At 41.5% G+C, this 23362-nt stretch carries 20 protein-coding genes; 13 read left to right on the top strand and 7 right to left on the bottom strand.

Going from position 1 to position 23362, the window contains the following annotated elements:
* Positions 1-8 precede the first annotated feature (8 nt).
* The 5 genes from Q9G97_RS04965 to Q9G97_RS04945 all read left to right on the top strand — a co-directional run bounded on the left by Q9G97_RS04965 (position 9) and on the right by Q9G97_RS04945 (position 6328).
* Complete coding sequence (locus Q9G97_RS04965) at positions 9-1610, top strand: flavin monoamine oxidase family protein (RefSeq protein ID WP_305899953.1); 1602 nt, start codon at positions 9-11, stop codon at positions 1608-1610.
* Positions 1611-1673: 63 nt separating this feature from the next.
* Positions 1674-2321, top strand: coding sequence for a cytochrome c (locus Q9G97_RS04960; RefSeq protein WP_305899952.1), 648 nt, complete (start codon positions 1674-1676; stop codon positions 2319-2321).
* Between the two features lie 170 nt (positions 2322-2491).
* The gene (locus Q9G97_RS04955) at positions 2492-4168 is read left to right on the top strand and encodes a phosphoethanolamine transferase (protein WP_305899951.1); all 1677 of its coding nucleotides are present in this window, start codon (positions 2492-2494) and stop codon (positions 4166-4168) included.
* Positions 4169-4212: 44 nt separating this feature from the next.
* Positions 4213-4899, top strand: a complete 687-nt coding sequence (locus tag Q9G97_RS04950) for a response regulator transcription factor (protein ID WP_305899950.1) — start codon at positions 4213-4215, stop codon at positions 4897-4899.
* Between the two features lie 82 nt (positions 4900-4981).
* The gene (locus Q9G97_RS04945; RefSeq protein ID WP_305899949.1) at positions 4982-6328 is read left to right on the top strand and encodes a HAMP domain-containing sensor histidine kinase; all 1347 of its coding nucleotides are present in this window, start codon (positions 4982-4984) and stop codon (positions 6326-6328) included.
* Between the two features lie 75 nt (positions 6329-6403).
* On the opposite strand, the gene Q9G97_RS04940 is transcribed toward Q9G97_RS04945, so the two are convergent.
* From Q9G97_RS04940 to Q9G97_RS04930, 3 genes are all read right to left on the bottom strand, one after another.
* The gene (locus tag Q9G97_RS04940; RefSeq protein ID WP_305899948.1) at positions 6404-7636 is read right to left on the bottom strand and encodes a phosphatidylglycerol lysyltransferase domain-containing protein; all 1233 of its coding nucleotides are present in this window, start codon (positions 7634-7636) and stop codon (positions 6404-6406) included.
* A gap of 3 nt (positions 7637-7639) precedes the next feature.
* Positions 7640-8491, bottom strand: coding sequence for a hypothetical protein (locus Q9G97_RS04935; RefSeq protein WP_305899947.1), 852 nt, complete (start codon positions 8489-8491; stop codon positions 7640-7642).
* 91 nt (positions 8492-8582) lie between these two features.
* The gene (locus tag Q9G97_RS04930; RefSeq protein ID WP_305899946.1) at positions 8583-9563 is read right to left on the bottom strand and encodes a CorA family divalent cation transporter; all 981 of its coding nucleotides are present in this window, start codon (positions 9561-9563) and stop codon (positions 8583-8585) included.
* A 350-nt stretch (positions 9564-9913) separates the two neighbouring features.
* Between Q9G97_RS04930 and Q9G97_RS04925 the strand changes: the two genes are divergently transcribed.
* The 3 genes from Q9G97_RS04925 to Q9G97_RS04915 all read left to right on the top strand — a co-directional run bounded on the left by Q9G97_RS04925 (position 9914) and on the right by Q9G97_RS04915 (position 12143).
* Positions 9914-10513, top strand: a complete 600-nt coding sequence (locus Q9G97_RS04925) for a PepSY domain-containing protein (RefSeq protein WP_305899945.1) — start codon at positions 9914-9916, stop codon at positions 10511-10513.
* Positions 10514-10865: 352 nt separating this feature from the next.
* Positions 10866-11336 carry a diacylglycerol kinase gene (locus Q9G97_RS04920; RefSeq protein WP_305899944.1) on the top strand — a complete coding sequence of 157 codons (471 nt, stop codon included), beginning with the start codon at positions 10866-10868 and terminating at the stop codon, positions 11334-11336.
* A gap of 48 nt (positions 11337-11384) precedes the next feature.
* Positions 11385-12143 (top strand): PAP2 family lipid A phosphatase, encoded by a 759-nt coding sequence (locus tag Q9G97_RS04915; protein WP_305899943.1) that lies wholly within the window; start codon positions 11385-11387, stop codon positions 12141-12143.
* Positions 12144-12178: 35 nt separating this feature from the next.
* On the opposite strand, the gene Q9G97_RS04910 is transcribed toward Q9G97_RS04915, so the two are convergent.
* Positions 12179-12727 (bottom strand): manganese efflux pump MntP family protein, encoded by a 549-nt coding sequence (locus Q9G97_RS04910; RefSeq protein ID WP_305899942.1) that lies wholly within the window; start codon positions 12725-12727, stop codon positions 12179-12181.
* A gap of 213 nt (positions 12728-12940) precedes the next feature.
* Between Q9G97_RS04910 and Q9G97_RS04905 the strand changes: the two genes are divergently transcribed.
* From Q9G97_RS04905 to Q9G97_RS04890, 4 genes are all read left to right on the top strand, one after another.
* Positions 12941-13126: a hypothetical protein gene (locus Q9G97_RS04905; RefSeq protein ID WP_305899941.1), complete on the top strand. Its 186-nt coding sequence runs from the start codon at positions 12941-12943 to the stop codon at positions 13124-13126.
* Between the two features lie 177 nt (positions 13127-13303).
* Positions 13304-13510: a PepSY domain-containing protein gene (locus Q9G97_RS04900; RefSeq protein ID WP_305899940.1), complete on the top strand. Its 207-nt coding sequence runs from the start codon at positions 13304-13306 to the stop codon at positions 13508-13510.
* A 152-nt stretch (positions 13511-13662) separates the two neighbouring features.
* Positions 13663-14322 (top strand): response regulator, encoded by a 660-nt coding sequence (locus tag Q9G97_RS04895; protein ID WP_305899939.1) that lies wholly within the window; start codon positions 13663-13665, stop codon positions 14320-14322.
* 52 nt (positions 14323-14374) lie between these two features.
* The gene (locus Q9G97_RS04890) at positions 14375-15982 is read left to right on the top strand and encodes an ATP-binding protein (protein WP_305899938.1); all 1608 of its coding nucleotides are present in this window, start codon (positions 14375-14377) and stop codon (positions 15980-15982) included.
* A 155-nt stretch (positions 15983-16137) separates the two neighbouring features.
* Here Q9G97_RS04890 and Q9G97_RS04885 read toward each other — a convergent pair whose 3' ends face one another.
* Together Q9G97_RS04885 and Q9G97_RS04880 are read right to left on the bottom strand one after the other, a co-directional pair.
* Positions 16138-17820: an NAD-dependent malic enzyme gene (locus Q9G97_RS04885; protein ID WP_305899937.1), complete on the bottom strand. Its 1683-nt coding sequence runs from the start codon at positions 17818-17820 to the stop codon at positions 16138-16140.
* 782 nt (positions 17821-18602) lie between these two features.
* A complete protein-coding gene (locus tag Q9G97_RS04880) occupies positions 18603-19250 on the bottom strand; it encodes a glutathione S-transferase (protein ID WP_305899936.1) in 648 nt (215 codons plus the stop codon).
* 257 nt (positions 19251-19507) lie between these two features.
* Here Q9G97_RS04880 and Q9G97_RS04875 point away from each other — a divergent pair, with 257 nt between their 5' ends.
* Positions 19508-20230: a Bax inhibitor-1/YccA family protein gene (locus Q9G97_RS04875; protein ID WP_305899935.1), complete on the top strand. Its 723-nt coding sequence runs from the start codon at positions 19508-19510 to the stop codon at positions 20228-20230.
* A 101-nt stretch (positions 20231-20331) separates the two neighbouring features.
* On the opposite strand, the gene Q9G97_RS04870 is transcribed toward Q9G97_RS04875, so the two are convergent.
* Positions 20332-23148 carry a heavy metal translocating P-type ATPase gene (locus Q9G97_RS04870; RefSeq protein WP_305899934.1) on the bottom strand — a complete coding sequence of 939 codons (2817 nt, stop codon included), beginning with the start codon at positions 23146-23148 and terminating at the stop codon, positions 20332-20334.
* Positions 23149-23362: the final 214 nt, after the last annotated feature.

Raw genomic sequence — 23362 nt, 5'->3', positions numbered from 1 at the left:
GATATATAATGATTGACCCACTTCAAGCACCAACGCGTAGACAACTATTAGCGATGATTGGCAAAACCGCTGGCGCAACGGCGATGTATCAGGCGATGACCACTTTGGGTTTCGCCTCCGAGTCTAGCTTTAAGCAGCAGATGGAGCTAAAGGGCGCGCCTGCTGGCTCTAGTATCGTTATTTTGGGTGCTGGTTTAGCGGGTCTTACAGCAGCTTACGAGCTACGTAAAGCAGGCTATAAAGTCACTGTACTTGAGTACCAAAATCGCGGTGGCGGTCGCAGTTGGACGCTTAATAGCGGAGATAAATACACTGAATTGGGCGGCGCGGAGGTCAGTTGCGACTTTCAAAAAGGCAACTATTTTAATGGCGGTCCGTGGCGCTTGCCGATTCATCATTATGCTGTCTTTCATTATTGTAAAAAGTTCAACGTTGCGCTGCAGCCCTTTATCCAAACTAATGATCGCGCCTACCTACATCGCACCAATCATTTTAATGGCGCACCGCAGCGCTTAGGCGAAGTACAAAACGATGTGCGCGGTTATGTCTCAGAGCTATTATCTAAAGCGGTTAATAAAGGCAGTCTTGATAGCACAGTAAACAAAGAGGACAAGGAAAAGCTGCTAGAAGGTCTAAAAGGCTGGGGCGTCCTTGATAATAATTATCGCTATGTCAAAAGCCACGCAACCAGCAAGCATCGCGGCTACAGTGTCTATCCAGGTGGCGGTCTTATGCCCGATGCCAAGCCCTCAACGCCTATTCCAATGGATAAACTACTAGCGTCAGGAATGTGGGCTAATTTGTATAACGACTATACTGTCCATGTCCATCAGCCAACGATGTTTCAGCCCGTCGGTGGCATGGGTAAAATCGGCGATGCGTTCACTCGTGAATGCCGCGACATGATTACCTTCAACGCCAAAGTCACCAAAATTAAGCAAGATGATAGCGGTGTCAGCGTTGATTATGTTGATGCTAATGACGTTGATGGCACTGCCAAAACCGTACGCGCTGACTGGTGTATCTGTACTATTCCGTTATCAATATTGACGCAAATGGACATTAATGTCTCAGAGCCTATGAAGCAGGCCATGGCAGCCGTCCCTTACGATAGCTCTTATAAAGTCGGCTTAGAGTTTAAGCGCCGCTTTTGGGAAGAAGATGAATGGATATATGGCGGGATTAGCTATACCGACTTGCCTATTACCCAAATATCTTATCCTTCACAAGATATGTTCAAGACAGGCTCAGGGGTATTACTCGGTGCCTATGGTTTTGGGGAAGCCTCTTATAAATTTAATAGTTTAACGCCTAAGCAGCGTATCGATGTCGCTTTGCAATACGGCAAACAAATCCATCCCCAGTATCCCAAAGAGTTCCGCTCTGGTACTTCGGTGGCATGGCATCGTATCCCTTGGGTACTTGGCTGTTATGGTATTTGGAGCGAGTCAAGCCGTGATCAATACTACGATACCTTATGCGCCATCGATCATCGTATTGTCTTAGCAGGCGAGCACTGCTCACATATTCCAGCATGGCAAGAAGGCGCGATACTATCCGGTATGGACGCTGCAACACGTTTGCATCAACGAGCCAAAAGTCTAGGCTAATTAACCTTAGATGCTGATCAAATTAGTAGTAATTTAATAATATATTTACAGGCGATTATAGCAATGATAAAACCTAACCTGTTTGCTCTATCTGTGATAACCGTAGCGTTTAGCGCTACCACTTTATCTGGCTGTAGTCGTTATAGCAAAGAGCAAACTGCTCATACCGCACCGACGTTAGCTAATTTGCAAGAGGCGCAAAACGTATTTGATAATCAAGCCAGCCGTAATAATGGCGCTTGGGGCGGCGTGTATATGTCTAAGGACGAGCTTAGAGCGCCACAAGCTAATATCGTCGATATCGACTCGATACCACTAATGGCAGCGGATATTGACTTGCAACCTTGGCTTAAGAAATTCGAAGGTAGTTTGCAAGGTAAAAAAGGTTTTTTTAGTACGGATGGTAAGAAGCTCTATGATGATTCCTGCGCAGGTTGCCATATGCAAGACGGTATGGGCGCTCAAGGCGCAGGCTACTATCCAGCGCTCGCTAATAATACTAAAATGCAATCGAAGTACTATATCATTAGTACCGTTATCAACGGTCTACGCGGTATGCCAAGCTTTCATAGCATGATGAGCGATCAGCAGATAGCCGCGGTCACGCAATACGTGCATAGTGATTTAAATAGTTTTACCGATATCGTCACTGCGGACAATGTCGCGCAATTACGTCATGAGTTTCCGCCAGGATCTGATCCAAGTGAATAAAGTAAAAATAATTTTCAACGCTACGTCTTAGTACTTAATACTCTATCTTTAAGAGTTTTAATATTCACGCTAAGAGACACTGCTCGTTCAATCCTCTTAACGTCTTCTTAACAGGCTGCTTGCTATCGTAGGGAATCTCATTCCTTACTATCCTGTTGAGAAGTCCACTTATGTTACACTCTCAAGCACTTAGCGCTGACAGTACTCAAGCTCATACCAAGAAAAGCTATCTAAGCAAGGTTTTTGATCGTGAGATTAACCTTAGCTTTTTGATTATCATCATCGCGCTGTATTTAGTCGCTACTGCAAATATTGGCTTCTTTGCACAAGTATTAAGCATATATCCTTTTAGCTCGAATGTTGGCTTTATAGTCTCTATAACAGGCTTGTTATTTGGCTTAATGTGGCTAGTTATTCAGTTGCTATGCTATCGACCAATCGCCAAACCTGTGCTAATAGCTTTAGTTCTGATAGCGGCTGTTTGTGGGTATTTTACCGATGCTTATGGCACCATATTTGATCGTAGTATGCTGGTCAATAGCTTACAGACTGATCAGGCAGAAGCGATGGGACTGATGGCACCAAGTTTTTTTATTCGGCTGCTGTTCTTGGGCGTTGTACCTGCTGTTATTATTGCTAAGCTTCGTATAAAGCACGCTCCCTTAAGACGCGCGATACTGCAAAAGGCAGCCACTTTGATAGCGGCTATTGCCTTAGTAGCCGTGTGCTTATTGCCCTTTGGCGATCAATACGCCACCTTTTTTCGCCAGCATAAAATGGTGCGCAGTTACGCCAATCCTATCACCCCTATTTATTCTGTCATCAAGTTTGGAATGGATTATACTGCTGAGCTGCGACGCCCTGAAACAATGATCATGCATGCCACTGATGCCAAACGTAGCACCGCTAATGGTCGTACAGCAAAACCTAAACTCATGGTATTTGTGGTAGGTGAAACGGTACGCGCGGATCATATTGGCCTGAACGGTTATCAGCGCGATACAATGCCACTACTCGCCCGCCAACCCGATATTTATAGCTTTAAAAACGCGAGCTCTTGTGGTACTTCTACAGCTTACTCAGTGCCTTGTATGTTTAGTTATGCTAATCGTTCAGACTATAATCCTGATGAAGCAGACTATAATGAAAACGTGCTCGATACGCTCAATAAACAAGGTGTAAACGTCATTTGGCGTGACAATAATTCTAGCTCTAAAGGCGTGGCGGATCGAGTGACTTTTGAGGACTTCAAGACGAGCGATCTTAATCCAAATTGTGATGACGAGTGCCGCGATAGTGGTATGCTCGATGGTTTTGATAAGCTTGTAAAAACAGAAGCTCCTGCTAAAGATACCCTTATTTTATTACATCAAATGGGCAATCATGGCCCCGCTTATTTTAAGCGTTACCCTAAAGAGTTTGAAGAGTACCAGCCTGTCTGTATGACTAATGAGCTGTCTAAATGCGATGACCAAGCGGTTATCAACGCTTATGACAATGCCATTCGTTATACCGATTATTTCTTGAATAACGTTATTGATACGCTAAAAGATTATCAGCAGGAATATGATGTGGTAATGGTATATGTTAGTGATCATGGCGAGAGCTTAGGTGAAAACAATATCTACTTGCATGGTATGCCCTACGCTATAGCACCTGCTGCGCAAAAGCAGGTTCCTATCATTATTTGGTCGCCTACTGACAATAGCATTGATAAAAACAGCTTAACGGATATGATTAATCAGCCTGTATCACACGATTTTATTACCCCAACTGTACTTAACTTTTTCGGTATTACCACCGATGAGGTAGCAGCAGCGCCAACCTTTTTTAAGTCTACTCGTTAAGTTTGTTATTTCAATCCCTGTTAGCTTTTAGGCACGAGACCGCTATGTATAAGATCCTTGTTATTGAAGACAATCCCGATATCGTTGCCAATATCTATGCCTTTTTTGAGCCTAAAGGCTTCGAGCTTGATAACGCTCATAACGGCATTAGCGGCTTAACGCTAGCCTCTAACAATCGTTATGACGTCATCCTACTAGATGTGATGTTGCCTGGCATGGATGGCACTAAACTGTGCAAAGCGCTTCGAGAAGATTTGCATAGTAAAACACCTGTGCTCATGTTGACGGCGCGTGATACGATTTCAGATAAAGTCGCAGGTTTTGATAGTGGCGCTGATGATTATTTAGTGAAGCCCTTCTCGCTCGTTGAATTAGAATCCCGCATTAAAGCTTTAATCCGTCGGCATCAAGATGATCACTTCCAGCATGATATTACCGTTGGTAAGCTCTCTTTAAATACCGATCAGCATACGATCACTCGTGAGGGCAAATCATTAAAGCTTACGCCAACAGGATTTAAAATACTGAATACTTTGATGAGTGCAGCACCTCGAGTCGTTAGCAAAAATGAGCTTGAGGAGAAAGTATGGGGTGAGGATATCCCTAGTAGCGATGCCTTGCGTACGCACATGCATGGTGTACGCGCCCAAATCGATAAACCATTCACTGAGCCGATGATCATGACCATAGCGGGTGTTGGCTATCAGATCATTGACCCTGATAACGCTTAAGCTTTAGTCATTATCTGTAATGATAAATGTTTCGTTCGTTTAAACGACTTCATAGGTTAAACCCAAATAAGCCACTGCCATTATGACTCTATCTTCTTTTAATTTAACTTCTATCGTTAATAAGTTTCGGCTGTCCTACTTCGTGTTTGCGGTTTTATTATGCGCAACTTTCGTCAGCATCTTTATGTATGCTGAAACCCGCATGGAGCAAGAGCTGGTCAAAGCGCGGCTGCTACAGCAATTAGAGCTAAGTCAAGAAAAGGAAGGTGAGCAATCTATTTATATTGCCGATCCAGGGATTAAAATATATCAGTATGATGTCGCACCTGAGCGCTTAAAGGATCAAGCAACTAATACGGTGCAAGAGACGTCTGTCACTGTAAATACAAAAGCAGGCATCACCAATACTAACCTACATTTTTTCATCTACGAGCAAAATGCACAAGAGTATATTTTGACCTACTTAGAAGACTCTGAGCTGGTGATGGCGAACTACCCTGTTCTTGCTATATTTGAACAATTGGAAGATATTTTTGCTAATGCCTTGAGAGTCGCTGTGATTTTGAGCTTACTGATTGCCATAATTTTCTCTCAGTTTTCCTCTCGGCAAATTACTAAGCCGCTATTAGATCTAAAAAAAGCAGTAGAGATCGATCATCAAAATCTTGCAGAGTTGACTCACCTGCCCTCAGAGGTTGGGGTATTAGCGAGGGCAATTGATGCGCAAAACAAAAAGTTAGCGCAGTATCTAAAGCGTGAACAGCTATTCACAGGGGATGTCAGCCATGAGCTGCGTACACCGCTAACTATCATTTTGGGCGCCTCTGAGGTGCTCGCATCGCAATTAGCAGACGATAGCTATCTAAGTGAATTTACCGATCGTATCAGTAATACTGCAAAAGAAACCTCAGAGATCATTACTGCCCTTTTACTATTATCTCGTAACCCTGAAAAGTTAGATAATCCAATAACCTCTATTAATACTATCGCTAATAATGAAATAGCTAGGCTCGGTTATTTAATAAAATATAAATCAGTAACTTGTACGGTCGTCGCTGAAAAAGATTACACGGTCAATGTTCGACCAGAGCTATTAAAAATGGCGCTTGGTAATTTAATTAAAAACGCTTTTCAATACACCGACGAAGGTGACGTAAAAATCACTATTGATAGCAACAAGATAACGGTAAGAGACACTGGACTTGGCATTTCAGAAGATATGATGCCGCTGCTGTATGAAAGATTTAAGCGTTTAGAACGTATGAATACAGATAATAATACTATCTCATCTGAGTCATCGAGTAATAAAGTAGAAGGGACTGGCCTAGGACTAAGTATTGTGCAGCGTATCATGACGCATATGGAATGGCAGCTCACTCATGAGGCAAATGAGTCCGGAGGTAGCACTTTTAGTATTCACTATCATTAATACTCTTGAAGTAATAAACAGATCAAACTTGCCATACTGATGAGGGCTCAGATTATGCAACCAAACTGAGCGCTACTAAATTTTAACCAAATTACCTAGCCCACCAGAGATAAGTAAAGTGGTATCGGTTAGCCCTTTAATCGGTTTCATGCCTGCACGAAGTCCCGTTTCAATCCCTATATAACGCGGTTCCCACTCAGGATTGAATTTTTCTTTAAAATGACGCAGTCCCGTAAAGTTATAATAAGTCTTACCGTATTTGGTCACGGTATTGGTCACATAGCGCCATTTAGGCCCAATAGCTTCTACTTCTGCTGGAATTTCCATATATTTACTATCTATAATATGTTGGCTCATCGTTTTTAAGGCTTCGTCGTCGTTTGAGTCATTATCTTTTGCAGTACTATCCTTTAAAGAATGGCTTTTGACTGCCGTCCTATCTTCAACTTTAAAACCAGTAAACGGTGCCATTCCTAAACTAAAATGGTGAAATCCCGCTTCTTTGCCCCACATAAACAAGCTAATAAATAGATAGTCCATCATATTTTTTATAGCTTTACCTTCGCTATTTTGCACCTCTCTATAACGCATCAAGTCGATAGACAGCTCATTGAGCTGACCACTTTGCCAGAGATTAGCAAAAGCGACGATTTCATTTTGATATTTCACCACTGCGCAATCAAAATACTTTAAGTAATCCTCATCAAAATATCCAAGCGAAAAGCCTTTTTCTACTGATTTTTTGTCCTTGAGCCAGATATCAGAAACCGCTTTTAGGTCCATCAGTGATTCAGGCACTTGTTGTTGTGCTATGACCTCAAAGCTAAGCCCATCCTTAGTAGCTCGACTAACAACTTGGCGAAATTTAGAGTTTTTACTGCCTTGTAGGCTAAACGCACCTAAGTCAACAATAGCCTCTTCACCGATTTTTAGAAGCTGTATGCCATTCTCTTTAAATAGATGACGATATCTATTGCTGACTTCATAAAAAACACAAGTCCCGCCAAAACTTTGGCATAATTTAATAAAACTTTCTATTAATACGCCAAATTCACTTTCATCACCTATGGGATCAGACATGACAATCCAGCTTCTTCCCTGAGTTTGATACATAATAAAGCTATTGCCTGTGTCGCTAAATAGCAGTTGCTTATCACCTAGCAAGCTTAAATTTGCAATCGAATAAGCAGAGTTACGAGCCACTTGTTCAGCTTGGGCAAGCTCTATTTGCGTAGGAAGGCTTGGAGATGGTTTTTTAAACCGAATGAGGCTAAATAAAGTATGGGCGATGGTTAAGATAGCGAGCATCGCTTATGAGCGTAAGAATCGTGCGCCGCTATCTCCTGACACATTCCACCATAGATCAGGGCTATAGGCTTCGTGACGATGGACATACATCCCTACCCAAAATAGACTAATCAAAAATACCGATAATAAAACGAGAGTTTGTGAGTTTAAGCGTAAACTCATCAAATTAGACTGACGGCTAAAGTAGCTACGATTAAAATAGGCTACCGCAAATAATAGCGTACAGATAACCGCAACTTCGATTTCCAAATGCTTTGTAAGTAAAGTCACTACGGATAGCCCTAGCAGCCACATTGATAGATGCCACGCGCCATTAAGACGCTGATGTAGTCCACGCGCAAGTACCAGTAAAGCAAAACCCATCAGCGTGTTGAGCAGATAAGAGGTCTCGATAATAGGTATCGGTATGAACTCCCCTAATAGCAGCTCTCGATCAGCAACAGGCGGTAGAATGCTGAGCACGAGCATAGTGATACCTAAGCCAGCCGTTGCCAAAGCAAGCAGCTGCGGCACCCATACACTAGGTATAATTCTACGTTTTCTAGTAGTATCCATACCTGAGCGAATATAAGCCTCATGCAAAAAGAACGACAATAAACCAAGTGCAAAGGGTATAAGGTAATAAAGAATACGGAACAATAGCAATACTGATAGCAGTGTGGTCTTATCTACTTTAGGTAATGAGGCCACCATAGACAGCTCAAACACGCCAAGACCACCAGGCACATGACTGATGATACCGACAGTAATAGACTGTACGTATGCTGAGAAAACCTCTAGATAGCTGACTGTGCTGGCAGGTATTAGCATATGAATGATATAAGCGACTAAAGCGATATCGATAACAGCTAGCACGATAAGTCTCAACAATACCGTAGCTGGTATTAAACTTTTCCTACGTAATATTTGCGGTTTTCAAAGTATGAAAGGCTAGACTAAGACTATTTTAAAACCATTTCTTATTTTTAAAATACAAGACAATACCCACTGTTATGGTTACCATCAAACCAAGCACAATAAAATAACCGTAGTGCCATTTTAGCTCAGGTATGACCTCAAAATTCATACCATAAACACCAGCTAGAAATGTCAACGGTATGAATACTACAGACACCAAAGTCAACGTGCGCATGATCTCATTTAAACGATGCCCCTGAATCGAAAATATCAGATTAGTTTTACTATCAAGCTCGAATAACTCAAAATCGATCTCACCAATCAAATTATTTGCTTGCTCCTTAAGCTCTGTGAAATACTTAACGTCCATAGTGATAATATCAATGGTTTCCAGCTTTACGATAGTGTTGCGTAAACTGAGTGTCGCCTTTTTAAAATTCAGCATACGTCGCTTTTGCTCCTCAACCTTTTCGGTAAAATAAGGCGTTGGATTAATATTGGCTACCTTTATAAAGTCGCTGTCAGTATTTAATAATTTTTCAAACGTCTCCTCATAGTTTGTTATTAACGATTCAATCAAAAGAAATATAAGGTAATTCACTTTTTTACTTCTGACTTGACCCCTACCTTGAAGCAAGCGATCGCGAACCCACTGAAAATGATTGCTACTATTCTCTTGCAAGCTCCACAGCATATTGGACGATATAATAAAAATTATTTGCTCGCTTTTGAGGCTCCTATCTTCAGTTTCCAATACCTTTAAGGCGATAAACAACACGTTATCCAGCTCAAGTACCTTATTAGCATGTTCTTTGTCTTGCAGTAGCTTGATCAAAAAATCATCAAACTGATTTTGGATGACAACCTGCTTTATCGCATCGAATTCACTTAACCCATAAGTATTCAGCCAAAATACTTCGTCACTGTATGAGTCAAATCTCAATTTTGTAATATCATCACAGGATGCTTTTGACACTTTTGACGATGAATAAGTGATAAGTGTCGTATTTTCTAAGAATTTATCCAACATCTTTTTTACCTTATAAAGAGGCTTTTAAACAAAATCTTAAGACCTCAAAAGCTTGAACAAATTTAATATTCAGGTTAAGCGTAACAATGAATAATGAATTTTAAAACGCACTATATCCACGCTTAAGTTAACAGATATTTGCCAGCGCAAGTTTAGGAAAGACCATTTAAATAGCATCTTGGATGGCTCAAGCAAATAATATTTATTATTTTTAACTCGCTAATTAAACCCTTACTCTACGCTAAGTCTCTCCTATGTCTTATTTCGTATTATAGAGCCATACCAACAAGGTAGCTGATAAACCACTAAGCGGCATGTCAGAAATCAACTTAATACAAAGGAATCATCTCATGAAAAACTTATCAACGTTAACCAAGTCAGCGATCATCGCTCTTAGTATTGCAGGTGTAGGTGCAGCAGCTATCGCAGCCCCTGCTGGCAACATCAATACCAAAGCCGTAACCAGCTCAAGTGAAGCCGTCAGCGCTATGCAAAGTAAAATCAGCCTGACTCAGGCGATTGATATAGCCAAACAAAACGCCAAAGGCGACTTGGTCAGCGCAGAGTTTGATTATGACGACGATGAAAAAAATAAAGGTGTCGTAACGGGTGAATATGAAGTTGCATTTGTAGCGAACGGTATTTCCTATGAAGTGAAGATCGATGCTAATACGGGCAAAGTGCTCAAGACTGAGCAAGAGACCCTAGATAAAGAAGACATGGCTGAGTATAGCGCTATGAAGCAGGCCAAAGTATCTATGAATAGTGCCATGCAAACTGCAATCCAAAGCGTAAATGGTAAAGTAATCAGCGCTGAGTTCGAGCTAGAAAAAGGTCAAGCTTTATATAACATCGAAATTGTCAAAGACAATCAGATATATGAGGTGAGTATAGATGCCAATACGGGCAAGGTGCTAAGCAGTCAAGTCGATATGGAGGAGGATGATTAGTCTTAAAATTTAATCTTACTGTTAATCAAAGCAGTAGCCTTTACCTCAATAGGACAGGTATTGGCTACTGCTTTTTGGTTTGTACAAGATTTAGGCATTCAGTTTAATAAAAGCGCTAGATTAAAAGTCCAAAACTCGTATCTCTCCCGCTTAAGTTAACGGTATAAATTTAAGTTACAGGGCATCATCTTAACGTTTTCTTAACAATCCTAAGTCCATAATGATACCCAAGTGCTAACCAGTGCCCTCCTACACTGGGATCATTACAACAATAACTGTATCAGTGATTGCACTTTTTTTATCTTCACAGTCTACAACATACTCTAATTTTAATGACTATTAAGCAATGAATATGAGCACTCTCAAACCTGTCACTCTCGATAATAAAGCCGAACATCTCGGTTATAAACCCAAAGAAACATCCGACGCTTTACTGGTAGCTGATAGCTTTGCGAGTGAAGTTAAAGGTAAAAAGGGGTTGGCTCGTATTTTAAAAGCGACGGGCTATTCGATAGATGGTTTTAAAGCAGCTTATAAATATGAGGCGGCTTTTAGGCAAGTTATTTGGCTTAATTTCATACTATTTATCACTCTAATATTCATGCCTTTTGCTATCCCTATAACAATGCTGCTGCTGATCGCTTCGTTTTTGTCGCTTATCGTCGAGCTATTTAACACAGGTATTGAAGCCTGCGTTGATCACACCTCAACCAAGCAACACCCTCTTGCCAAAATAGCCAAAGATGTCGGCTCTGCTGCGCAATTTTTGGCGTTATTACTATTGTTTATTCTATGGTCGATGGCTTTATTTAGTTTCTTATAGCGAAGAGTACTTGAGCTTTTGCAAATTAATATATTGAAAGGTATTTCAATGGCTTTAGAAAATAACTTATCTGCTTGGATGTGGCTCAAACTGCTTTGCTTAACGGTTATTGCCACTCTGCTCTTTGAGCATAGTCAGTTCGATATTCGCATCAGCGAGCTTTTTTATACTAATGGGCAATGGCTGATACAAAAAGGCGCTCAGCCTTATGCTTTTATTTTTTATGATGGTCCTAAAGTATTACTGATCTTGCTAGCCCTCTATTTAATCACTGTGTTAATTATCAAATACAAACAACGCTCAAGCAGTAATTCCATTCATAACAAAGGCAGGATCAATAAACTTATTGTGCCTTTTTCAATCCGTGAAATAAGTTACTTACTGATTATTCTTGTCGTAGTACCGTCTACTATTGCGCTATTAAAAGGGGTGACTCACGTCAGTTGTCCCAATCATTTAACGCTCTTCGGTGGTGATTTACCCTATCTAAACCTTTGGCAAAGCATGCTCGCTAAAACCGATGCAAAATGCTTCCCAGCCGCTCATGCCAGCGCAGGGTTCTCTTTATATGGCTTGGCGTTTTTACCTAGCTTGTATAAGTATCGCTATAGGATATTTGAAATCGTGACAGTTCTAGGCTGGACAATGGGACTGTATAAAATGAGTTTTGGCGATCATTTTTTTAGTCATACATTGGTATCGATGCTGCTGTCGCTGACGATAGCTTGTGCCCTTGCCAGCTTATTATTCAAAAAAACAACTATTTATGACAGTAGCAACATTGAATCTAGTGCTATGATAAATTGATAACTACCCTTATTATTCATACCTCTCATTATACGTCATAGCACCATCCTAACCCCAATAGCGATCAATACCAAACCGCCCAGAGCTTCTGCCCAGCTGCCAAGCCAAGTTCCTGACTGACGCCCTATATAAGCGCCTAAAATACTTAAAATAGCGGTCGTCAATGCAATAATTACACATGCCAAATAAGCATTGACGGACAATAGATTTAACGTAAAACCTGCGCCCATGGCATCAAGACTGGTGGCGATAGCCAATGACAGTAACGTTTTATGATTTAGACTGATTCGGGTATCATCATCGTTCACAGAACGTGACTCATAAAGCATCTTAATCCCAAGCGCTACTAATATAATAAAGCCTATCCAAGCCGCTCCTCTACTCAACCAACCAATCATAGCAGACCCAAGCGCATAACCAATCAGCGGCATTACCCCTTGCGCAACCCCGAAATAGGCACCGATAAGTAATGCCATTTTTATAAACTGCGACTTAGCATCATGTCTATGCGTTGAGCCAAGACCTATCGCTGCGGCAAAGGCATCTGCGGCTAGTGCTAATGCCAATAGTAGTATCTCTAACATAATAAAGTAGTACTCTTTGCAAAGATTGTCGAATGAACAGCCGCATTATAGCTCAAAAACAATAGCTCAAAAACAGTAGCAGCTAACTGAATCCTTATTTTGCGCTAAGTTTCTCCTATCTCTTATTCTGTATGATGGACTTCTACTAGCATTATATCTGACGAACCATTCATTTAGACGTCAGCACTAATTTTAAGATAGGGAGTAACTATCATGAAAAAACTATCAGCCTTGAGCAAATCAGCCATTATTGCCGCAAGTGTCTTAGGTATCGGTACTATTGCTATTGCCTCAGGTCAAATCTCCGCTATTTCAGGCGCTAAGACGAGTGACGCGGTCGCAATAGTCAAAAGTAAAATCAGTCTAGAGCAAGCCATTGCTATAGCTCAAAAACAGTAGTTCAAAAACAATAGCAGCTAACTGAATCCTTATTTTGCGCTAAGTTTCTCCTATGTCTTATTCTGTATGATGGACTTCTACTAGCATTACGAAGTAAAAATTGATGCGAGTACGGGTAAAGTTCTAAAATCTAAGCAGGAACAACTGGATCAAGACGACATAGCATAATATAACGCTATGAAACAGGCACAAACAACCCTAACCCAAGCGATGCAAAAAGCGACTCAAAGTATTAATGGTAAAATTATTGAAGCCAAATTTGATTTTGACAATGGCATGCCTGCTTATGAGATTGAAATAGCGAAAGGAATGGACATACACAAATTGGTGATCAATAGCAGCAATAGTCAAGTTATTAGCAGTCAGCTAGACTATGATAATTAATATTCTAAAAATCTGGTTGAATACAACTTAACAATAGCTCTACTCTGTACACACTAGTATCGATTAGAGCTTTTTGGTTTAAAGACGCTATCAAAAGTATCACTATAGATAAATATTTTTTACTCCTAATAGCCATACAGTAAGGATATCTCATGCGAGTATTGGTAGTCGAAGATGACTTAATGATCGGCGAGAGTCTGAGTGAAGCCTTGCAAGATGAGGCTTATACCGTTGACTGGGTCAAAGATGGTCGCCAAGCTATCCTAACGTTAAGGGTGCAGCCTTATGACATCATTCTATTAGATTTAGGTCTGCCAGAGGTTGATGGTATGGGCGTATTGACGGTTATGCGTGATGCCAAGATTGATACACCAGTGTTGATACTCACTGCCCGTGATCAATTAAGAGATCGTGTTAAAGGATTGGACTCAGGAGCTGATGATTATGTCGTCAAACCTTTTGAGCTGGCAGAAGTCTTTGCACGGATGAGAGTGCTTATTCGCCGAGCTCAAGGTAAGGCTGATAATCAAGTGACCGTTGGCAATTTACATTTAGATACCGCACACAAACGCGTGATGATGGAGGGCAATCCTGTCGATTTAACCGCAAAAGAGTATATGCTGCTCACTACCTTTATGCAATCTCCTGAAAAAGTGATGTCAAAAACTGAGCTTGAAGATTCACTTTATGGCTGGGGCGGTGAAGTTGAAAGTAATGCTATTGAGTTTTTGATTCATAGCTTACGTAAAAAACTCGGGCAAGAGCGGATCAAAAACGTTCGCGGCTTGGGATGGTACATCAGCAATGCCTAACTTTAATCACATAATACTAAAAACAATTTGTCATCCATAAAAGTTAATTGCTATGACTAAATTCCATAAGCTCTTTCACTCGCTACAGTTCCAACTTATCTTTTGGTCTGTTGTGTCCTTGTTGCTACTTGCCATAGTCGCTGGCGGTTATGGGTTTTGGTATAGCTATAACGAGCTCAACGACTTTCAAGATGACAGTCTAAAAAGTATGTCAGCGTTACTTGAGCAAACGCTTAATGTCAAAGTAGCTGACTCTGCTACGCTGCTCGAATCTAACATTCATTTTGATACCGATGATGACGACGGTAGTATCACCGTCGATGTTATTAATACAACAATAGCATCATCACTCGTGTATAGCTCTTCTCATGAAAATAATAATGATGATACCGATGATCATAATGAAGACAATTATAACGATCTGACGTTAGAGGACTTGCCTGCTATAGCAGAGGGGTTAAGTACGCAAACCATAGATGATAAAGTATGGCGCGTTTATCGTAGTAACGATGCTAATAGAGTGGTTATAGTACGCCAGCGTACCGAGTTCCAAGATGATCTCGCCCGATCTAGTGCATTGCAGTCTTTTTTACCCTTAATTATTGGCATGGTATTTTTGATACTGTTACTGCCTTTTATCATGTGGCGAATGATGAAGCCTGTACGCCAATTACAAAAAGAGATTGGCGCGCGTCGTGAAAGCGATTTGCACCCTCTACCAGTGAGTAACCTGCCCTCAGAGCTATTGCCATTAGCCGAATCATTAAATCGATTATTAGCACTGGTCAAAGTCAGTATAGAGCGTCAGCAACGCTTTATCGCCGATGCTGCGCACGAATTACGCTCACCATTGACCGCCATATCACTACAGCTACAACGGTTACAGCGTATCACTACTGATAGCGTGATGTCAGAAGGACTAGACAAACTAGCGATTCGTCTAAAAAGAAACCAAAGTTTGGTCGAGCAGCTATTAACGCTGGCTCGAGCTGGTAATATCAATACGGCGCTTGGTAATGAAGAAACTTTAACTTCTGTCAAATTCATTATCGAGCAAGTCATCGGTTTACTTATCCCTATTGCCGATAATAAAAATATCGAGCTCACGGTGGATCTACAATCTAACCGTAAAATAAATAGGGATGAAACCTCATTATTAGTTCTGGTCAAAAACCTGATTCAAAACGCTATTATTTACACGCCAGCTCATGGTCAAGTCATCGTTAAACTATTTCAGCTTGAGCGAAAATCAGATAGCTTGGAGAACTCATCTTTAAATGCTCAGTATAGTTTTGGCTCACAAGTGATTCACTCTGGAGCGTTAAATAGTTTATCTAAAATGATAGATAACAGATTAGTATTGCAAATAATAGATTCAGGCGCAGGCATTCATCCTAGCGATTATGAAACCGTTTTTGAGCCTTTTGTACGGCTTCATCAATCATCGAATGCATCTTATCCACTTAGCACTAATACTAGCGACTCAAGATCAGATAGCGCTAGCCAAAATTCACAAGAAATAAAGGGAACAGGCTTAGGACTCTCAATCGTCAAATCAATCTGCGAGCAGGCAGGCATTGATGTCTTTATGAATAACTCTACTTCTAAAATTTTAAACTTAAATGGCAATCGAGGACTTTGTATAACCTTAGTTTTCTAAGTTCATATAAATTTTTGATGAATCTTGATGCTTTTTTAACACCTACAGAGATACCTTAGTGAATCCACCAAAAAAAGCCGAATGCTACTGCTAACAGTAATATTCGGCTCTTTATATTTTATGATTACTTTATAACTTGTAGCTGATTTTAATAATCAAAAAGAAGTACGGCGATAGTTGCGATATTCAGGTCGCCAAAAGTTACTTTCTAAGCGACGCTTTAGATTCTCTGCTGTTATTGGTAAGGCTAGCTTATCCTCAACCGCTTGCAAAGCTACTGCATAAGCTATTCTTTCACTGATCTCTCGAATGACTTTGATTGGCGGTAATATAGCGCCTGGTGCTTTTTTGTATTCTACTGATATATCTGCCAGTGCTTGGCTTGCTGCTGTGAGCATATTATCGCTAATACCTGTTGCCCGCGCGGCAAGAACGCCTAAGCCAATACCTGGGAATATATAACTGTTATTACACTGAGAGACTTCAAAGACTTGACCTGCAAAAGTAGTATTAGGGAAAGGGCTACCTGTAGCAATAATGGCGCGGCCACGACTCCAATTCGTTACTTCTTGCGGTGTGGCTTCGATACGAGAGGTTGGATTTGACAGTGGTAGCACAATGGGTTGCTCAGCATTAGCACACATAGCTTCGATCACCTCTTGGGTGAATAGACCTTTTTGTCCACTGACACCAAATAACACCGTTACTTTGGCTTGTTTAACCACTTGTAATAAACTAAGTTGCTTACTTTTGTCCCAATGCTCAATGTCTGCCTGTTTTTGTACTAACGGTGCTTGGAACTCTTGTAGCTCTGTCATGTTATCGGTTAACAGACCATAACGATCCACCATAAATACTTGTTTGCGAGCCTGCTCCTCACTCAAGCCTTCACGCTGCATCTGTCGAACAATGTGCTCAGCGATACCGCAGCCTGCTGAACCTGCGCCCAAAAATGCTATGGTTTGTTGGCTAAGCTTTTCGCCTTTCTCCAAACACGCAGCGATTAAAGTACCGACTGAAACCGCTGCAGTGCCTTGAATATCATCGTTAAAGCAGCATAGCTGGTCACGATATTTATTTAACAAGGGCGTGGCATTGGTTTGAGCAAAATCTTCAAACTGTAATAACACCTCGGGCCAGCGGCGTTTGACCGCTTGAATGAACAGCTCGACAAACTCGTCATACTTATCGCCAGAGATACGTGGATTTCTCCAACCCATATACATAGGATCATCTAGCAGTTGCTGATTATTCGTACCCACATCTAATAAAATTGGCAAACAATAAGCAGGGCTAATACCACCACAAGCGGTATATAGGGCTAATTTACCAATAGGAATCCCCATGCCGCCAATACCTTGATCACCTAGACCCAAGATACGTTCACCGTCAGTAACTACGATCACTTTTACTCTTTGCTTAGTGGCATTTTGTAGCATATCATCGATTTTATGGCGCTCAGGATAAGAGATAAATAAGCCACGCTTACGGCGATAGATTTTGGAGAATTGTTCACAAGCCTGCCCAACCGTCGGGGTGTAAATAAGCGGCATGACCTCTTCAATGTGCTGCTCAATCAAATGATGATAAAGCGTCTCATTAGTATCTTGAATATTACGCAGGTAGATATGCTTATCCATTGCACTATCAAAAGAGCAAAGCTGATGGTAAGCGCGTGATGACTGCTCCTCTATCGTCTCGATGCTTTGAGGCAGCAAACCCGTTAGATTGAAGCTATCGCGTTCCTCCGAGGTAAAAGCGCTACCTTTATTCAGTAAAGAGGTTTCTAGCAATATTGGCCCAGCAAAAGGGATATATAAAGGACGTTTGTTTGACATAATAAAATCTTCTTAGTAAAAGTTTAGGGTAGTACGATGAGTAGTGATAAAAGCTAGAGGTTAAAACTTAGGTGTTAAAATTAAGAGTCTTAAAGTTTAATAATTTATTAGGCTGTGTCCTCAATTGACTCGTAGGGATAAGAACAGATTTTTGCTAATCAAAGTAAATTTTGCAGAGAATATAAACCTATTGTCTATAAATTTTTAGAGAGTGGCAAGAATATAGCCATTTTAATACCATTAAATGCAATGATGTTGAATGCGGACATGCCTTAGGGCGTGTTTAATAGTTCACAAGTAAAGACTGCTAATAGCCGATCAAAGCTATGTGCTAGATAAGACGAAAGTTAAAGATGATACAGGTGCAGTAGCTAGACTTGCAATGCATTCTAGGATGATTTTAATATCCGTTTGATAAGGCTGGACTGTTTTTTGACGATATGTGCCAAAACGAGGTGCATAGATTGTTTAAGCACTTTTAACGTGCTTGTATCTTAAGATATGCGTCTAAAAAGCAGTCCTTTGCCAATCCATGGTCGAATACGCCCTACGGTGTGTCATCAATTAGATTATGAAAGTAAAATATAAATGTTTCAATTTATGACAAGCCCTAGCTATTCTATTACATTTTCACCGACACTTGGCACAATTTTTTTAAAAAGCTGAATATTGTATACAAGCGCAACGAAGATTAGCTTTTAGATAACCGTGACAGCTTTTTGTTGATAGCTTGTTATCGATAGATTCTGTGCTATGAATCTATTAATAAGAAAGCAAAACCTTTATGTCGGAAAAGTCACCACATCATCGCCTTCTTGCCATGGCTGGACCTTGCTCATCGCTTGCAAAAAATAAGGCTGCTGCAACCAATATTGCAGCCAGTGCTGCACTTTAGGGTAAGACAAACTATAAAAAGTCTTGCGATCCACATGAGCAAATTGGCGGATAAAAGGCATGATGCTAATATCAGTAATACTCGCCTTATCCCCTAACAGAAAAGTATTATCCATTAGCAATGCCTCTAACACCTGCAAAAAGGCCTCACCTCGTAGCCGATACTCTGTTTGACTCATTTCAAGATGGCGATCAGCGTATTTATAGCGATCAAGCCAATACTTAAAGTCGCCATCATTTTGCTCAATCAACTCATTACTTTGACGTAAGTATCTATTATCTAACAATCCTTGCGGATCATGCTGCGTCAGCGCCCAAACCATAATCTCCCGACTCTCCTCAAGCACTTGACCACTTACAAGCTGTAGAACAGGTACTGTGGCTTTGGGGCTAATCGCTAATAACTGGGCAGGCTTATTCTTTAGCACAATCTCCCGTAGCTCTACCGATAACTCGGCAAACAAGATTGCGAGGCGGGCGCGCATCGCATAGGGGCAGCGACGAAAAGAGTAAAGACAGTGCTGTGAGAAAGTCATAAGGTTATCCGTGATTTAAGTTATCCATGATTTAATTAAGAACAATAGGCTGAACATCACTTATTTTTTATAGTTTTGAATACTATTTACTTTATAGTTAGCTTTTTCAAACAACAGACCCTAAACATCATCAAGCTGCAAAGCTGCAACACAGTCACTTAAATACCGTTGACAATAATGGCACTTTTGCTAAAGTATTGATCATCTATGTCAAACTTACCTATATCGAATTTATATCATTAATTAAGGATACAAACATGGCAAATCCTATTGTCAGTCGCGCGGAACTTGCGATCGGCGGCGAGCCGATGACCGTCAAAGGCGTAATACAAAAGACCAGCTTGTTACTAGGTTTATCTGCTATCACAGGTGTGGGCTTTTTCTTTTATGCCCTTATGACAGGTCTATCACAAGGTTTTACCACTATGGCGGCCTTTGGTAGTATGTTCGCCGCCCTCGGTTTAGCTTTATTTATGACCTTTAGACCTCATACTGCCAAAACCTTGGCCATCCCTTATGCCATTTTAGAAGGTATCTTATTAGGAGGTATCTCCTTATTCTTTATGCGTATGTACCCAAGTGTACCGGTTACGGCTATGTGCGCTACTTTTGTCACTGCAGCGGTAATGCTTGGACTATATCGCTCAGGACTGATCAAAGTCACGCAGAAATTTCGCTCAATTGTGACCTCAGCTATTATTGCTATTATGCTGGTTTATGTGGCGCAGTGGGTATTATCTTTAGCCTTTGGCTCAAGCTTACCTTTCTTGTTTGAAGGTGGCGCTATCGCTATTGGTTTTAGCCTATTCGTTATCGTTATTGCTTCATTCACGTTACTGCTTGATTTTGATAACATCGATCGCGGCGTTGCAGCAGGTATATCAGAAGATTACGAATGGCTATTTAGCGTCAGTATTCTCGCAACCTTAGTGTGGATGTATATTGAATTTATGCGTCTGCTAAGCTACTTACAAGACTAATCTATAAAATTTTCAGCCGTTATTCAAACATAAAAAACCGCCTTTAGAAGACGGTTTTTTATGGGAGAACTTTAAAAACTTATCTAAGCAAATCGTTTGAATTAGGCACGTTTTAGGCGTAGCGCATTCAATACTACCAATAAAGAGCTGAGTGACATACCAATAGCAGCCAGCCAAGGTGGTACATAGCCTAGAGCCGCTGGTATCAACACACTACCATTATAAATAAGTGCCCAACGAAAATTCTGCTTAATAATGCGCTCGGTCTTATTCGCGATACGTTTAGCGGCACTAATCGCTTCAATCTGGCCATTTAAGATAATACTATCGCTTGAGACTTGCGCCAAATCTGCCGCACCTGCAATAGAGGTGGAGACATCTGCCGCCGCGAGTACAGGCGCATCGTTAATACCATCACCAACCATCAGCACTACCGCCCCTTGAGCTTGCAATTGCTGAATATGAGCGACTTTGTCCGCAGGCGAGAGACCATTATAGGCCGATTGCATGCCCAAAGTATCTGCCATCACTAGCGCTTGTGGACTAGGATCACCGGTTAGCATCACTGATTCTAACCCTGCCACCTTTAGAGTATCTAACATAGCTTGCGTACTATCACGCACTTTATCATTGAAGTAAAAGCAGGCCAAAGCTTGCCAATTATCAGAGGCTTTACCAGCTTTATTAAAGGCATCTAAACCTTTATTATAAGATAATACTACTGCTGAGCTGGCGCGATGCTGATTTAAATCTACAGTCAAATTATTGTTAGCATTAGTAGCTGCATCTAAAGCAAAATTGGCATGACCGATTCGATATCGCACGCCATCGATGATAGCCTCTACGCCGCCAGCAGGATAATGCGCTAGGTTTTGAGTAGCTGGTAGATGCAATTGATAGGCTGCTGTCAGTAGCGCATGAGCGATAGGATGGCGGCTACCGACCTCTAAAGCGGCCGCAATGGATAATACCTCGTTTTTATCAAGTGCAATGGTCTGCTCATCCGACAATGGTAGTAGTTCAATGTTTAATAGATTGGGCTTACCATAAGTTAAGGTGCCTGTCTTGTCAAAAGCCACATGGGTAATTTCAGCAAGCGTTTGCAAGGTATGCCCACGAGTCGTCAAAAATCCATAAGTAGCAAGGCGGTTGGTTGCAACCGTCAAAGCAATAGGAGTCGCAAGCGACAACGCACAAGGACAAGTCGCTACCAAGACAGCGACTGTCGCCCAAATCGCTTGGCTTGGATCAACGATATACCAACCTATAAATACTAATACGGATAGCACTAATATCCGCGCCACAAACCAGCGCGCCAGCTTATCCGCTTGCTGAGCCAGTTTGGGCTTTTCACTAAGCGCACGGTTCATGAGCCGATCAATTAAGCCAATTTGACTGTCTTCTGGTAGTGCGGTCACCAGCATCTCGAACGGTTGACTGTCATTTTGCGCACCGCCAACGATATAGTCGCCTTGAGCCTTAGTAATGAGGTCGCCCTCACCCGTCAGCAGACTTTGCGAGACCGTAGCCATTGGACTAAGCAGTATGCCATCACTGATGATTTCAGCACCTGCTTCTACCATGATAATATCGCCGACTTGCAAGCTTTGCGCGGTGACCATTTTACTATCTTTGATAAGGTGATCCTCATGCAAAGATAGCGGTTCTTTTTGCTGCCAAGCTTGTGCAATGCGTGTAGTGATCAGCTGTGTGCCAGCATCCATCTGCGGCATAAAGCTGGCGGGTGTCTTTATGGTCAAAACCGATGAATTGCTAGCTAAACCACTAACTGCTATTGCATCAGTATTAATACCAGTATCAGTATCGAAACCATCAACTTCGCTAGGGCTTAGCTGTTGTAACACTAAGTTGGCCGCTTCTTTGTCTTCAGCTATTTTTCGGACTAGCATCGGTTCAATCACGACCAAATCATTCGCCATAGTCGCCGCTTTTAGCCGTGCATTATGCTCGATATAGCGCCCAGCCAATAAGAAGAAAATAAACATACTGACAGAGTCATAGTAAGTCTCACCGCTACCCGTAATCGTCGCATAAAGGCTGGCAAAAAAGGTCACAATCAGCGCTATGCTGACGGGCACATCCATATTGACTTGACGGGCGCGAACGGCTGACCATGCTGAGGTAAAAAACGGCACGCCAGCATAAAAAAACACAGGTATGCTGACAAAAAGCGATACCCAGCGCAAAAAGTCACGCTGTAATATCAGCATGCCATCGTGCGCGCCAAAGTATAGCGCTACCGCGTACATCATCGCTTGCATGGCACCGAGCGCGGCAATACCTAATCTAAGTAACATCTTATTATTATGCTTGGCAAGCATCGCCTCATGAGTATCTTGCCGATAAGGCTTAGCCTCGTAGCCGATCTCATTGATCACTGCTAATATCCGACTGATAGGCAGCTTGCCCTCATCCCAAACGATACGCATGCGCTGATTGGTTAGATTGACCTGACACTTATCTATGCCATCGATCTCATACAACCGCGACTCGATCAGCCAAGTGCAAGCGGCGCAGCGTAGATTATTGACGGACAACTCCGCGACCGATAGACCGTCTTGCGCGTAGACAAATTGCGACTTGATCTCATCATGGTCATACGCCTCCAATCGCGTCAATTGAGTCGGCAAGCTGGCCGTACGATTGATCTCTGAGCGATCAAGATAATACTGCTCAAGACCTGCCTCTACGATACTTTGCGATGCCAGCTGACAGCCCATACAGCACATTTCACGTTGAGATCCGAGCACTTCGGTATAAAAGGGCGGGCGTGGTACAGGATCACCGCAATGGAAGCAATGATTGGCTATTGGCAATACTAGCCCTTGGATGATTGACTCATCATAAGTAGAGACATTATTAGACAGTGATTTAGACTGTGACGAAGCGCTAGACATAGCTACTTTAATTTCCTTCAAACAAATTGGCTTGCAATGGCGCGGGCTTTTAGAACGACTGCTTTATTGAAAGCTCAAATAATTCATCAAAAAAACATCTTATCGATAGCTCTTAGCTGCTATTTTATAGAGGCGCTATAAGCTAAATTGAAAGCTAAGCGACGTTTAGTGTTATTATAGCGACGGCTTCATTATTACTGACTGTCATTATACA

Origin of the sequence: Psychrobacter sp. M13 (genome assembly GCF_030718935.1) — a bacterium.
GTDB classification, from domain to species: Bacteria; Pseudomonadota; Gammaproteobacteria; order Pseudomonadales; family Moraxellaceae; genus Psychrobacter; species Psychrobacter immobilis_G.
Note: the sequence above shows the minus strand (reverse complement) of the source record. Positions and strands in the feature narration are given on the sequence as shown.